Origin of the sequence: Achromobacter sp. Root170 (assembly GCF_001428165.1) — a bacterium.
Classification (GTDB): Bacteria; Pseudomonadota; Gammaproteobacteria; order Burkholderiales; family Burkholderiaceae_B; genus Achromobacter; species Achromobacter mucicolens.
Map to the genome: position 1 here is coordinate 374103 of NZ_LMHN01000001.1, position 13784 is coordinate 387886.

Annotated in this window: 12 protein-coding genes and 1 riboswitch; of the genes, 6 read left to right on the top strand and 6 right to left on the bottom strand. The window is 66.4% G+C overall.

Annotated elements, in window-relative coordinates:
* Positions 1-5 precede the first annotated feature (5 nt).
* Positions 6-1004, bottom strand: a complete 999-nt coding sequence (locus ASD87_RS01685; RefSeq protein ID WP_056316304.1) for an aliphatic sulfonate ABC transporter substrate-binding protein — start codon at positions 1002-1004, stop codon at positions 6-8.
* 213 nt (positions 1005-1217) lie between these two features.
* Positions 1218-1973, bottom strand: coding sequence for an SDR family NAD(P)-dependent oxidoreductase (locus ASD87_RS01690; protein ID WP_056316309.1), 756 nt, complete (start codon positions 1971-1973; stop codon positions 1218-1220).
* A gap of 164 nt (positions 1974-2137) precedes the next feature.
* Between ASD87_RS01690 and ASD87_RS01695 the strand changes: the two genes are divergently transcribed.
* The 5 genes from ASD87_RS01695 to ASD87_RS01715 all read left to right on the top strand — a co-directional run bounded on the left by ASD87_RS01695 (position 2138) and on the right by ASD87_RS01715 (position 6693).
* Positions 2138-3031: an AraC family transcriptional regulator gene (locus ASD87_RS01695; protein WP_056316312.1), complete on the top strand. Its 894-nt coding sequence runs from the start codon at positions 2138-2140 to the stop codon at positions 3029-3031.
* Positions 3032-3142: 111 nt separating this feature from the next.
* Positions 3143-4330, top strand: coding sequence for an FAD-binding oxidoreductase (locus ASD87_RS01700; RefSeq protein ID WP_056316314.1), 1188 nt, complete (start codon positions 3143-3145; stop codon positions 4328-4330).
* Positions 4314-4943, top strand: coding sequence for a HutD family protein (locus ASD87_RS01705; RefSeq protein ID WP_056316317.1), 630 nt, complete (start codon positions 4314-4316; stop codon positions 4941-4943). The genes ASD87_RS01700 and ASD87_RS01705 overlap by 17 nt, the downstream gene beginning before the upstream one ends.
* Before the next feature lie 68 nt (positions 4944-5011).
* Positions 5012-5761 carry an electron transfer flavoprotein subunit beta/FixA family protein gene (locus ASD87_RS01710; protein ID WP_056316320.1) on the top strand — a complete coding sequence of 250 codons (750 nt, stop codon included), beginning with the start codon at positions 5012-5014 and terminating at the stop codon, positions 5759-5761.
* Entirely contained in the window at positions 5761-6693 is a 933-nt protein-coding gene (locus ASD87_RS01715; protein ID WP_056316323.1) for an electron transfer flavoprotein subunit alpha/FixB family protein, read from the top strand. The genes ASD87_RS01710 and ASD87_RS01715 overlap by 1 nt, the downstream gene beginning before the upstream one ends.
* Before the next feature lie 7 nt (positions 6694-6700).
* Here the strand turns inward: ASD87_RS01715 and ASD87_RS01720 are convergent, their stop codons facing one another.
* Together ASD87_RS01720 and hutG are read right to left on the bottom strand one after the other, a co-directional pair.
* Positions 6701-7714, bottom strand: coding sequence for a LysR family transcriptional regulator (locus ASD87_RS01720; protein ID WP_056316326.1), 1014 nt, complete (start codon positions 7712-7714; stop codon positions 6701-6703).
* Positions 7715-7746: 32 nt separating this feature from the next.
* Entirely contained in the window at positions 7747-8550 is an 804-nt protein-coding gene (hutG, locus tag ASD87_RS01725) for an N-formylglutamate deformylase (protein ID WP_056316329.1), read from the bottom strand.
* A 251-nt stretch (positions 8551-8801) separates the two neighbouring features.
* Between hutG and ASD87_RS01730 the strand changes: the two genes are divergently transcribed.
* Entirely contained in the window at positions 8802-9485 is a 684-nt protein-coding gene (locus ASD87_RS01730) for a MarC family NAAT transporter (RefSeq protein ID WP_056316331.1), read from the top strand.
* 24 nt (positions 9486-9509) lie between these two features.
* On the opposite strand, the gene ASD87_RS01735 is transcribed toward ASD87_RS01730, so the two are convergent.
* Both ASD87_RS01735 and ASD87_RS01740 read right to left on the bottom strand, forming a co-directional pair.
* Complete coding sequence (locus tag ASD87_RS01735) at positions 9510-12035, bottom strand: arylsulfatase (RefSeq protein WP_056316334.1); 2526 nt, start codon at positions 12033-12035, stop codon at positions 9510-9512.
* 115 nt (positions 12036-12150) lie between these two features.
* On the bottom strand, positions 12151-13449 hold the full coding sequence (locus ASD87_RS01740) for an LLM class flavin-dependent oxidoreductase (protein ID WP_056318635.1): 1299 nt from the start codon (positions 13447-13449) through the stop codon (positions 12151-12153).
* Positions 13450-13630: 181 nt separating this feature from the next.
* Positions 13631-13737: riboswitch (TPP riboswitch) on the top strand.
* Positions 13738-13784 lie beyond the last annotated feature (47 nt).

Below are 13784 nucleotides of genomic sequence, written 5' to 3' on the forward strand. Positions count from 1 at the left end.
CGGGTTCAGAGATACGCGGACTGGACCCAGTCCTTGACGGCCGGCGCGCGGTCGATCTGCTTGAGCGACACCAGCATCTCGGCCAGTTTCTGCATGCCGTTCACGAAGTTGCCCGGCTCGATCATCAGGGCTTTCTGGTCCTCTGCCGAATACCACTGCGTCTGCTTGATGACCGCAAGCTGTTCGTCCTTGGACAGGCCCGTCAGCTCCAGCAGCACGCCCGCGGCCTCCTCGGGCTGGTTCGTCAGCATCGCATTGGCCTGGAACACCGCCGTGAGGAACTTGCGCACGGCCTCGGGGTTCTCCTTGCCCAGCTTGGCATGGGTCAGCAGCACATCGGGACCCGGGGTGATGGCGTACTGCTTGTAGAGCGAGAACGCCGTATCGTCCAGCAGGACATGCGTGCCCGGCACGGCCTTGATGCGGTCAAAGGCCGGCGTCCACGCCACGGCGGCGTCGATCTGCCCGCCCTGGTAGGCCGACAGCAGGTTGGTGGCCGGCAGGTTGATGATGGCCACGTCGCGGTCGGGGTTCAGACCGGCCTGGCGCAGCACGTCCAGCAGCAGCACGTGGGCGCTGGAGGCGTAGGTGACGCCGATCTTCTTGCCCTTCAGGTCGGCCACCGACTTGACGTTCTCGCGCACCAGCACGCCCTCGGCGCGGCCGAAGTTGTTCGGGGTCGCGATGACCTGGAACTGGCGCGCGCCCGCGGCCATCAGCGCCAGCGACGACACCACGCCGGTGCCCGCCAGATCGATGTTGCCGGCCATCACCGCGCTCATGCGGTCGGACGACGTGGCAAAGCTCTGCCACTTGATGTCCAGACCCTGCTTGGCGAACAGCCCCGTTTTCATGGCGATGTAGGCGGAGTAATGGCCCAGCCACGCGGAGCCGCCATAGGTGTAGGACGCGCCCGCGGCGCGGCCGATCATCGGAAAGCCCAGGGCGCTGGCGCCCGCAAGCGCGGCCGTACGCACCAGCATGGCGCGGCGATTCATGTTCATATTTTTCCCCTACTGTCTGTAGATTGACCGATGGATTCCATGTCGCCGGCACTCTGGGGTGCGGCAGACGAGACTTTCGCCCGAGCATCCGGCCGCGGCATGAATATAAGGAGCGGCGATGGTCAACATCAGCGGCGCTTAATCGGCGCGCCGCAGGCAGCAAGGGAAAGGCGGGCGCGGCCGCAACGCGCGGCCGTGCCCGAGGCGCCCGTGTCAGATGCCCTGGCCGCCCGAGACTTCGATGCGCTGGGCGTTGACCCAGCGGTTGTCTTCGGACAGCAGGCTGGCAATCATCGGCCCGATGTCGTCGGGCACGCCCACGCGTCCCATCGCGGTCATGTCCGCGAACGCCTTGTTGAACTCGGGCGTGTCGCGCACCGCGCCGCCCAGGAAGTCCGTTTCGATGGCGCCCGGCGCCACGGTGTTCACGGCGATCCCGCGGTGGCCAAGCTCCTTGGCCAGGTAGACCGTCAGCACCTCGACGGCGCCCTTGACCGCGGCATACGCCGCCCAGCCGGGCGCCGACACGCGCGTCAGGCCGCTCGACAGGTTCACGATGCGGCCGCCGTCGGCCAGCAGCGGCAGCAGGTGCTGCGTCAGAAAGAACACGCCCTTGAAGTGCACGTCGACCAGCTTGTCGAAGGCCTCGACGCTCATGTCGGCAATCGGCGCCATCTCGCCATGGCCGGCGTTGTTGACGAGATGATCGAAGCGGTCGCGCTGCCATGTCCGGGCGAGCGCCGCCTGCAGGCGGGCGGCAAAATCCGGAAACGCGGCGACGTTGCCTGCATCGAGCTGCAGCGCCACGGCCTTGCCGCCCAGTTGTTCCACCTCGGCGACGACCTCGTTGGCCTGCGCCTCGCGGCTTTGGTAGGTGATGACGACGTCGTTGCCGTGGCGGGCGAGGGCCAGGGCGGCGCTGCGGCCCAGGCCGCGGCTCGATCCGGTGACGAGAGAAATCTTGCTCATGGAATGGCTCCTTGGTGGCTTGCGGTGAGGCTTCCATTCTGTGGCGGATGCCGCCCATGGCCTTTGCCTGAACGTTGACGTTGTTGGCCTGATCCTCCAAATGTGCGCCCGGCCCGACGAGAACCCATTACGATGGCCCCGTGGCAACCTCTTGCGACTCCTCCATGAACGACGCCTTGCGCGCGGCCGCCAGCCGCTACGCGGCGTGCCACGCCGGGCCGGCCGGTTTGGCACAAACCCCCATCCCGGGCCTCGCCGTCATCCGCGCGGTGCAGCCCAGCGGGCTGGACCACGCGATCTCGCGGCCGCTTGCGTGCCTGGTGCTGCAGGGCGCCAAGCGCGTGTCGCTGGGTGCGGACACCTTCGATTTCGGCGCGGGCGATTCGCTGCTGATCACGGCCGATGTGCCCACCGTCAGCCAGATCACGCTCGCCAGCGCGGCGCAGCCGTATCTGTCGCTGGTCCTGGATCTGGATCTGGCCGTCATCGCCGAACTGGCCCTGAAAATGAGGCTGGGGCCGGGAGAGCCCGGCGCGCCGGTGCGGGTGGAGCAGACGGATGCCGAAGTCGCCGACGCCGCGCTGCGTCTGCTGTGCCTGGTCGAACGGCCGACGGCGCTGCCCATTCTGCAAGCCCAGCTGGTGCGCGAAATGCACTATTGGCTGCTGGCCGGCCGCCACGGGCAGGCAATCCGCCAACTGGCCGGGCCGGCCAGCGCCGCCCCGCGCATCGCGCGCGCCGTCGCGCTGCTGCGGGCCGAGTTTGCGCAACCGCTGCCGGTCGAGCGGCTGGCGGCCGCGGCCGGCATGAGCGCCTCATCGTTCCATCAGCACTTTCGCGCGGCCACGTCGCTGTCGCCGCGCCAGTTCCAGAAGCAACTGCGCCTGATCGAGGCGCGCCGGCGCATGACGGCCGAGGGCGCGTCCGCCAGCAGCGCGGCATTCGGGGTGGGCTACGAAAGCGTGCAGCAGTTCACCCGTGAATACCGGCGGATGTTCGGCCTGCCGCCGGGCAGGGATGCCGAGGCGATACGCGCCGCCGCCAGCGCCGCCGCCTGACACCCGGCGCGCTTTTCCAGAACGCTTTTATTAAGTATTCGCGGCGCTTATATTGCCGCGGCTCCGAAAGGCCGGGCCCACACTCGCGGCACTTGTCCTTGGAGCCTTGTCGTGAAAAGTTATGACGTGATCGTGATTGGTGCCGGCGTGATCGGCAGTTCGGTGGCCTTTCACCTGGCCGAGCTCGGCGCGAAGAACGTGCTGGTGCTGGACCGCGAGACCATCGGGGCGGGCACCACGTCGCAGTCGTCCGGCATCCTGCGCACGCACTATTCCGTGCGCGAGAACGTGGAGCTGGCCCAGCGTTCCTGGAGCGTGTTCAATAATTTCGCCAGCTATCTGGGCGACGACGAGGCCTCCTGCGGACTGGTCAAATGCGGCTACCTGATCACCGCTGCCGACGACGACAAGCTGGAACCGCTGCGCGGCGCGCTGGCGCAGCAAAAGGCGCAGGGCATCGCGCTGGAATTGCTGGATGCCGCGCAGGCCCGCGAACTGCTGCCCATCGCGTCTTTCGACAACGCCGCGCTGATCGGCTACGAGCCGGAAGCGGGCTTTGCCGACGCGTACCTGGTGGCCACCAGCTTTGCGCGCGGCGCGCGCCGCCGTGGCGTCACCATCCGCGAGAACGTCAACGTCCAGCGCCTGCTTATCGACAACGGCCGCGTGACGGGCGTCTCCACGTCGGAAGGCGACTACCACGCCCCATTGGTCATCAGCACGCAGAACATCTGGACGCCCGAGCTTGCCGGCTGGACGGGCGTTGCCATGCCCGTCGTGCCTGAGCGCCACGCCGTGCTGGCGCTGGAATGCGACGCCGCGCCCTATACGTATTCGATGCCCGTCTTCAAGGACCTGGCGTCGCCCGGCATGCTGTACTGCCGCAGCTACGGCGGCAACCAGATGCTGGTGAGCGAGGGCGTCGTGGGCGAGGCGCTGCAAAAGAGCGACGCCGAACAGGGCGACATTCCGCTGGACTACGTGGCCGAAGTCGGCGCGCAGGTCGCAGACCGCTTTCCGGCCTACGAGACGGCCGGATTGGCGTCGTCCTGGACCGGCGTCTATGACGTGACGCCCGACTGGAATCCCGTGCTGGGCCGCGTGCCCGGCGTGCAAGGCCTGATCGTGGGCTTTGGCTTCTCGGGCCACGGCTTCAAGCTGTCGCCCACGGTGGGTCGCGTGCTGGCGCAGGAGGCGCTGGGCCTGGCGACCGACGTGTCCCTCACGCCTTATGAACTTGGCCGCTTTCAGCGCGGCGCGTTGTTGACCGGGAAGTACGGCCTTGGCGCGGTGTCCTGATCTGGCCGCGCCGCAGCGCGCCAGCTGGCTGGCGCTGCCGCCCGAGCCCTGGAAGAACGGCGGCGGCGTCACGCGCACGCTGGCAGCCGACCCGGACGGGCGCTGGCGCGTCAGCATCGCCGATATCGAGCGCGACGGTCCGTATTCGCGCTTTCCCGGCTACGACCGGGTGTCGGTGGTGCTGTCCGGGGAAGGCGTGACGCTGCAAGGGGAAGGGGTTGCCGTGCCGCTGCGGCCGCGCGAACCCGCGCCGTTCCGGGGCGATGACGTGCTGCAGTCCACGCTGATCGGCGGGGCGGTGCGCGTGCTGAACCTTTTTGTCCGGCGTGGCGAGGCGGTGGCGTCGGTGACGTGCGCGGGCGTGGCGGCGGGCCGATGCGACGTGGGCGGCTTGCCCGGCACGTTGGCCGGGCGCACGGTCACGCAGTTGATCGTGGCCGCGCAAGTAGGTAGGGCGGTCGGTCAGGGTGGTTTTCCGGGGGAGCTGGAGTCAGGCGAATACCTGTTGTGGCGGGACGTCCCCGCACCAGACGCCCACCCGCTGCCTGCCACCCCCGCCGCCGGATTCGCCGTGATCCTCACCATCGCCGTCTCCGCTGCCAGCCCCGGCTGAACAAGCTGCATCCGTTTCCGCCGCAACGCGGTAACGGCCGTTGATTCCTTTCACTCAGGAGTGTTTCCATGAAGGTACTTGCCGCGGTCAAGCGCGTGGTTGACTACAACGTCAACGTACGCGTCAAGGCCGACCAGAGCGGCGTGGACATCGGCAACGTCAAGATGTCGATGAACCCGTTCGATGAAATCGCCGTCGAGGCCGCCGTGCGCCTGAAAGAGCAGGGCGCTGCCGCCGAGGTCGTGGCCGTGTCGTGCGGCACGGCCCAGTCGCAAGAGACGCTGCGCACCGCGATGGCCATCGGCGCCGACCGGGGCGTGCTGGTGCAGACGGATGCCGCGCTGCAGCCGCTGGAAGTGGCCAAGCTGCTGCGCGCCGTCGTGGAGCAGGAAGCGCCCGCGCTGGTGATCCTGGGCAAGCAGGCGATCGATGACGACGCCTGCCAGACCGGCCAGATGCTGGCGGCCCTGCTGGGCTGGCCGCAGGCCACCAACGCCAGCGCCATCGCCATCGGAGACGGCACGGCGCGCGTCACGCGCGAGGTCGACGGCGGGCTGGAAGTGGTGGAACTGACCCTGCCCGCGATCGTCACGGCGGACCTGCGCCTGAACGAGCCGCGCTACGTCACGCTGCCCAACATCATGAAGGCCAAGAAGAAGCCGCTGGATGTCCAGACGCCCGACGCGCTGGGCGTGGATCCCGTATCCCGCCTGCAGACGCTGCGCGTCGAGGAACCCGCGGCGCGCGCGCCCGGCATCAAGGTGGCGGACGTGGCCGCGCTGGTCGACAAACTGAAGAACGAAGCCAAGGTGATCTGATGACGGTCCTTGTTATTGCCGAACACGACAATCGGGCGCTCACTGGCGCCACGCTCAACACCATCGCCGCGGCCACCCGGCTGGGCCTGCCTGTCCACGTGCTGGTGGCGGGCGGCGACGCGCAGCCCGTGGCCGACGGCGCCGCGCGCGTTGCCGGGGTGGACAAGGTGCTGCTGGCGCAAGCGCCGCAGCTTGCCGATGGCTTGCCCGAAGCCCTGGCCGCGCAGGCGGTCGCGCTTGCCCCCGGCTACTCGCACCTGTTCCTGCCCGCGACGGCGCAGGGCAAGGGCGTGGCGCCGCGCATCGCCGCCTTGCTGGACGTGGCGCAGATATCGGATGTCATTGAAGTGCTGGCGCCCGATACGTTCAAGCGTCCCGTCTACGCCGGCAATGCCATCGCAACGGTCAAGAGCGGTTACCCGGTTATCGTCGCCACCATCCGGCCCACGGCCTTCGACGCCGCGCCCGCCGAGGGCGGCAGCGCCACGGTGGAAACGGTCGAAGCCGTCGCTGGAAGCGCGTTGGCGCGATTTGTCAGCCGCGAGATCGCGGTGTCCGAACGCCCCGACCTGGGCGGCGCCCGCGCCGTGGTCTCGGGCGGACGCGGCCTGGGCAGCGCCGAGAACTTCAAGTTGCTGGATCCGCTGGCCGAAAAGCTGGGCGCCGCTCTGGGCGCCTCGCGCGCCGCGGTGGACGCGGGCTACGCGCCGAACGACTGGCAGGTCGGCCAGACCGGCAAGATCGTCGCGCCGGAGCTGTACGTGGCAGTCGGCATCTCGGGCGCCATCCAGCATCTGGCCGGCATGAAGGATTCCAAGGTCATCGTGGCCATCAACAAGGACGGCGATGCGCCGATCTTCGGCGTGGCCGACTACGGGCTGGTCGGCGACCTGTTCGAGGCCGTGCCAGCGCTGACGGCATCGCTGCCGTAATCGGGCGTCAACGCCGCAGGCTACGCCACAGCGTGGCTGGCGGCAGCCCCAGGGCCGGCGCGAGTTCCTTCTGGATCAGGCGCTCCATGGCCATCAGGATCACGTCGCGGGCCTCAAAGGGCAGCTTGCCCACTTCCTGCTGACGCGCGGCCAGGAACAGCGTGCGCGACAGGCTGGGATCGTCGGCCCGCGCCGCGCCCAGATAGGGCGCCAGCGGCAGCACGCGCAACTGGTCCAGAAAGTGGCGCGACTGCCAGATGCACAGCGGCGTGCTGATGCCAAAACCCAGGCCCGCCGTGACCAGGCTGAGCAGCGGGTCGGTGTTGTCGAATTCGTAGGTGCGTTCAATCGTCACGCCGTGCGACTCGACCAGCCGGTCGATCTCGGCGCCGATGAACGAACGCGCGCTGTAGCGGATGAACTGCGCGCGCTTGCCCAATTCCTTGAGCGTATCGATCCGGTCCATGTTCATCGAGCGCGGAACGATCAGCACGTAGGGCTCGCTGAACAGGCTGTACTTGCGGATGTTGGGTTTGCCCGCGGACGCGCTGGTGGTGACGACGAGGTCCAGCTGCCGGTCCTCCAGCTGCTTGTCCAGCACGGGCGTGATGCCCGACCACAGCCGGATCTGGCGCGACGCGCCGGACAGGCCGTGGATCAGCGTGGGCCCCAGCGTGCCCGCAAAGGAATCCACGCAACCGAAACGCACGATGTTGCGCTTGGCCCGGCTAAGGTTGCGCACGCTCTCGGTCATGTCGCCGGCCTGCGCCAGCAGCCGCGCGGCGTGTTCGAACAGCAGCTCGCCGGCCGGCGTGGGCCGGGCCGGGCGGGTGCTGCGGTCCAGCAGTTCGGTCGACATCGCGGCCTCAAGCTGCTTGATCCGCTGCGACACCGCCGCCTGCGAGAACCCCAGCAGCCGCGCCGCGCCGGACACCGACGCGGCCTCCACGACCGCCACCCAGGTCAGCAGCAGGTTCCATTCCGGATAGTTTTCCGTGGTGCTGAACGAAAAGCGGGTCATGGCGTTGGCGTCCGGCTGCGAGGGGAGGGGGGTTAGCGCTGGCGCGCGGTGGTCTGGCGCAGCGCGGCAGTCACCATGCCTTCGACCACCGGAATGACTTTGCCGGCCAGGTCGGGGCGATAGCCGTACGGGTACGTTTCGTCCATGTAGGTGGACTGGCACATCTCGAGCTGGATGGCGTGGACGTTGTCCGCCGGGGCGCCGTAGTGGCGGGTGATGTAGCCGCCCTTGAAGCGGCCGTTGACGGCCCAGGTGTAGTCGGTGCACGCGTCCAGCCGGCCTTGCACGGCGGCCAGGATATCGGGCGCGCACGACGCGCCGTCGGACGTGCCGATGTTCAGGTCCGGCAGCTTGCCGTCGAACAGGCGCGGCAGGACGCTGGCGATCGAGTGGGCTTCCCACAGCAGCACCGTGCCGTGCTCGGCCTTGATGCGGTCGAGCTCTTCGCGCAGCTTGGCGTGATACGGCTTCCAGTACGCCTCCAGCCGCTGGGCGCGTTCGGCGTCGGTCAACACGGCCTCGTTCTGGTACAGCGCATCGCCGCGAAACGCCTGGGTGGGGCACAGGCCGGTCTTGGTCTGCCCGGGATACAGGCTTTCGTCGTTGGGCGGACGGTTCAGGTCGACCACGTAGCGCGAATAGCGCGCGCCCAGCACGGAGGCGCCCAGCGCCTGGGCAAATTGGTACAGGGTGTCCAGGTGCCAGTCCGTGTCGCCCGACTGCAGGGCGACGGACGTCATTTGCGGCTGTTGCGCCGCGGGAATCTGGCTGCCGAGGTGGGGAATGGAGATCAGCAGCGGGGCGGTGCCGCGGCTGAAGTGATAGATGTCGCTCAAGAGAAACTCCGGGTGGCAATGGCAATGCGCCGCGGCAGAACCGCGGGCGGCGGGCGCTTGTATGCTAGGCAGCGCGGCCCGCCGCGGGAATTGCATCAGTTTAATGGATGCTGATGATTAGCCGGGACGATGCTGAACGCCTTGACCAAGGCGCGGACGCGGGGGGACGCACCGGCTACCTGACCGTGCGGCAGCAAACCGCCGGGCAGGGTGAGGTAGAGTAGATGGCTCGCACACTCTAGCGAGCCTTCATGATCGATGAACTGATTCAACTGGGCAAGCTGGTCAGCCTGGGTCTGGCGCTGATGCTGCCGCTGGCCAATCCGCTGACTTCCATGACGCTGCTGCTGTCGCTCGGAAACCAGATTCCGTTCAAGGAACGGCAGAAGCAGGTGACCCAGGCGGCGTTCTATGTCGTCGGGATCATGCTGGTGACGTACTACGCCGGCGCGCTCTTGATGCACACGTTCGGCATTTCCATCCCCGGATTGCGCATCGCGGGCGGGCTCATCGTGGTCACCATCGGCTTCAGCATGCTGTTTCCGTCGGACCATCCACGCGCCCTGGAGGCCGAAGCCACGGCTGATGCGTTGGAACGCGAAAGCCCGAACATCGCCTTCGTGCCGTTGGCGCTGCCGGGCACCGCCGGCCCGGGCACGATCGCGATGATCATCAGCGGCGCATCCTCGGTCGATTCCGCCATTGCGCCCGACTATGTGCGCTGGGTGGTCGCCGTGGCGCCCGTCATCGTGTTCTCGCTGCTGGGGCTGCTGTTCTGGATCTGCCTGCATTGGGCGGGCCGCATCGTGGCCGTGATCGGCAAGAGCGGCGTCGAGGCCATCTCGCGGGTCATGGGCTTTCTGCTGGTCTGCATGGGGGTGCAGTTCGTCATCAATGGCGTGCTGGAGATCGTGGGCACGTACCCCAATCTGTAGGTAGGCTCGCCTGCGCCAATGGCATCACTCCGAAGCCTTCTTTAACGCCTGCTCAAGCCGGGCCCGGTCGGCGTCACTCAGTTGCGGCCGGTCGACGGTGAGTTTCAAGCTGTCGATGGTTCCCGTGAAAGCGAAAGGCACTGCGTACGCCGCGTCGTCAACCGGCGTGCCGGTGTCCGAGCCGATGTCCATGTTCTCGTCCCAGGCGAGGATGAGCGGGACCGTGTTCTTCATCTTTTGCGTCGCCACGACGGCGCCGTCGACCTTCAATTCCCCTGTACCGCCTTGTCCAATCCCGCTGAAGTCATTGAAGGCGAGCGTCTCCGCGCCGAGCCCGTCATATTTGAAATCGAACGCCAGCGTGTGTTTGCCTGGCGCCAAGGGTTCGGCCGCTTCCCAAACCACCTTTTGCAGGCCAAACAGATTCCAGACAAAGGTAGGCTTGCCCTTGTTGACGAACAAGCCGTAGCCGGTGAAGCGGCCGCCCTGCGTGATGATCATCCCTTCGCCGCCGCCCTGCGGCACAGTCACTTCTGCGGTGAAGGTGTAAGAGGCGTTCAGGATGGAAGGGGCGACGCCATTCGAGATGCCGGTCATCCTGCCGGGAAACGTGAACGTCGAGCGCCCCGCGGTGGTCGACGGACGTGGGGTGACCAGGCGGCTTACCACCGAGGCGTCGAGCGGCATCACGTTGTACTTCTTGGCTTCCCGCCACCAAATCGCTTCCAGCTCCTTGACCTTATCGGGATGGCGGGCAGCCACGTCGTGGTTTTGGGTCCAGTCCGTATTGATGTCGTAAAGCGCCCACTCGGCCTTGGCTGGATTGACGTCCTGCGGCCCTGTCGTCACCCATGACGGACGGCTGACCTTGTCCACCAGCATCCAGCCGTCGTGGTAAATGGCGAAGTTGCCAAACATCTCGAAGTATTGAGTGAGATGGCGAGCGGGCGCGTTGGCGTTCACCGCATCGAACGTATAAACCAGGCTTGAGCCTTCCATCGAACTTTGTGCAATGCCATCCACCACCGAGGGTTCTCGAATGGCCGCGGCCTCCAGTATCGTCGGGGCGATGTCGATGACATGCGCGAACTGGTTGCGTATGCCGCCTTTGTCGGTGATTACCTTTGGCCACGCGATTGCCATGCCTTGCCGGGTGCCGCCAAAGTAAGAGGAAATCTGTTTGGTCCACTTGAAGGGGGTGTCGAAAGCCCAGGACCAGGGGACGGCCATGTGGTTGTAGGTATGTTCGGAGCCCCAGAGGTCGTAATAGTCGTTCAACTGCACGCTGACCGGCACCTCGACGCCGTTGAACATCGCCACCTCGTTCGGCGTGCCTTGCATCGTGCCCTCCGCCGACGAACCGTTGTCGCCCGAAATGTAGATGATGAGCGTATTGTCCAATTCACCCGAGTCCTCTACCGCCTGGATCACCCGGCCGATTTCGGCGTCGGAATAGGCGAGGTAAGCGGCGTAGACATTGGCCTGCCGGATAAACAGTTTCTTTTCGTCTTCCGTCAGCTGGTCCCAGTTTTTCAGGAGGTCCGATGGCCATGGGGTCAGCTGCGCCGTCTGTGGAATCACACCGAGCTTTTTCTGATTGGCGAAGATCGTGTCCCGCAGCTTGTTCCAGCCTTCATCGAAGAGGTGCATGTCCTCGATTTTTTTGATCCACTCCGGCGTGGGATGATGCGGCGCGTGGGTGGCCCCTGGCGCAAAGTAAATCAGCCAGGGCTGATCGGGCGACAGCATATTCAGTTGGGACATGTAATCGATGGCTTCGTCCGCCATCGCGGTAATCAGATTGAAGCCTTTCTGGTTTTCAAACGGGTATATCTGCGTTGTGTTACGGAATAGGTTTCCGGGCGTCCACTGGCTTGTGTCGCCGCCCATGAAGCCGTAGAAATAGTCGAAACCCATGCCGATGGGCCACTGATCGAATGGCCCCGCCATGCTGACCTGATAGCCCGGCGTGTTGTGATTCTTGCCGTACCACGATGTGTTGTAGCCGTTGTCCTTCAGGATCCTGCCGACTGTCGCCTTGTCCCGGGTGATGACGCTGTCGTAGCCCGGGTAGCCGGTTGCCTGTTCCGAGATGACGCCGAAGCCGGAAGAATGGTGGTTGCGCCCGGTGATGAGAGCGGCCCGTGTTGGCGAGCAAAGCGCAGTGGAATGCATGTTGGTGTAGCGCAAGCCCATCGCGGCGACCTTGTCCAGCGCCGGCGTCGGGATGACGCCACCAAAGGTGGACGGTGCGCCGAAACCCACGTCATCGGTGATGATCAAGAGTACGTTCGGCGCGCCCTCGGGCGGGGCAATGCGGGCCTGCCAGTACGGAGTCGACTGCATCGCGTTGCGTTCGATCTTGCCGCCAAACGGCATGCTGGGAGCTGGCAACTGCCGTCCGTCGATCGTTCGCGTTGCAGCGGGAGAGCCCGGCGGCGCATTGGATTGCTGCGCGGCCGCCATTCCCGCGGTGGCAAGGATCAGCCCCACCACCACAGCGGCGTGACGCAGTAAATACCCCACAAGCTTACTCAGGTTATCAATCATGGCGGCCCCCGATCTCACATAGCCTGAACAGCGAGGATTTACGCTAACAGTTGAGTCGTGGCGCTAATTGATAAAAGTCAAGATTGGGGGCGGAGGCGCGAAATGGCAAAACAGCTCAACGTGGAACGCCGCTTCCCGGCCGATCCAATCCCAGATGTCCGCGCAGCGTGGCGTGTTCGTAGTCTTTGCGGAACAGCCCGCGCTTTTGCAGCACCGGCACCACCTGTTCCACGAAATCGTCGATGCCGCCCGGCAGTGACGGGGGCATGAGATTGAAGCCGTCGGCGCCTTCGTTCCGGAACCAGTGTTCCATCCGGTCGGCGATCTGCTCTGGCGTTCCCACCATCGTGCAGTGCCCGCCGCCCGCGGCCAGCCTGCCCAGCAACTGGCGCACCGTGGGCTGTTCGGTCTCGATGATGCGCAGGATCGTCGCGTAACGGCCCTTGGGCCCCTTGAACTCGGACAACGGGGGCAGGGGCGGCACGGGGGCGTCCAGTTCCCAACCCGAGCAATCCTGCAGGACGAACATCCCCAGCTGTCGCAGCGAGGCGTCCGCGGGCAGCAGCTCGTCCAGTTCGCGCTGCTTGGCGCGGGCTTCGGCTTCGGACGAGCCGACATAGGTCACCAGCCCGGGCATGATCGGCACGAAGGCGTCGCGGCCCGCGGCCCGCACCCGCTGCTTGATGTCGCGGTAATAGGCTTGCGCGGCCGGCAGGTCGTAGGCCACCGCGTAGATGGCTTCCGCGCGCCGCGCCGCCAGATCGCGGCCCTGGTCCGAGGCGCCCGCCTGGAACAGCACCGGATGGCCTTGCGGCGGTCGCGGCACGGTCAACGGGCCGTCCACCAGGAAATGCTCGCCGTGGTGATCGATCTTGTGCAGGCGGTCGGGCACGCCAAAGTAGCCGTTGCGGTCGATGGCCAGGGCGTCGTCGTCCCACGAGTCGAACAGCCGCAGCGCGACGTCGACAAACTCCTCGGCCCGCGCGTAGCGCCAGTCGTGGCCGGGCATGGCTTCGTAGCCGTGGTTGCGCGCTTCGGCGTCGAACATCGACGTCACCACGTTCCACCCCATGCGGCCGCCGGAGATGTGATCCAGCGAGGCCACCATGCGCGCCGCATGAAAGGGCGTGAAGAACGTGCTGGATACCGTGCTGATCAGGCCGATGTGCGTGGTGGCGCGGGCGATGGCCGCCATCGTGGTCAGGGGTTCCAGGTACCAGCGCGGACCGTCGCCGATGTTGTCCATCGACTGGCCGTCGGCAAAGAAAATGGCGTCCAGCTTGCCGCGTTCGGCCGTGCGCGCCAGGCTTTCGTAATAGGCGATGTCGCCCAGCCGCTCTGCCGCCGAGTCCGGGTGGCGCCAGGCCGCGCGGTGGTGGCCGCAGCCGAAAATGAACAGGTTCAGGTGCATCATGGCGATCAGGTCTTCTTTGGCGTCATCGGTTGCCGCGTCCGGCACGCCCGCCGGTGCCGCAAGCGGGCGAAATTAGCATAAATCCCCCGCGCGGGCGCCCGCCACCCTTGCCAGCCACGCCCGCCCGCCACACCGGCCTGCGCCGCGCGTTGACATCGCCGCGCCGCTCTCCTAACCTTGCGGCAATTCCTGGGGGAGCCCTGCATGGGCTGAGATTCCGCGGCAACGCGGTAACCCTTTGAACCTGATCCGGGTAATGCCGGCGAAGGGAAGGACTCCGCAAGTCTCGCGCGCCCTCCCTGATTCCACTCATCTTGCGGCCTTCCGACGGCGGG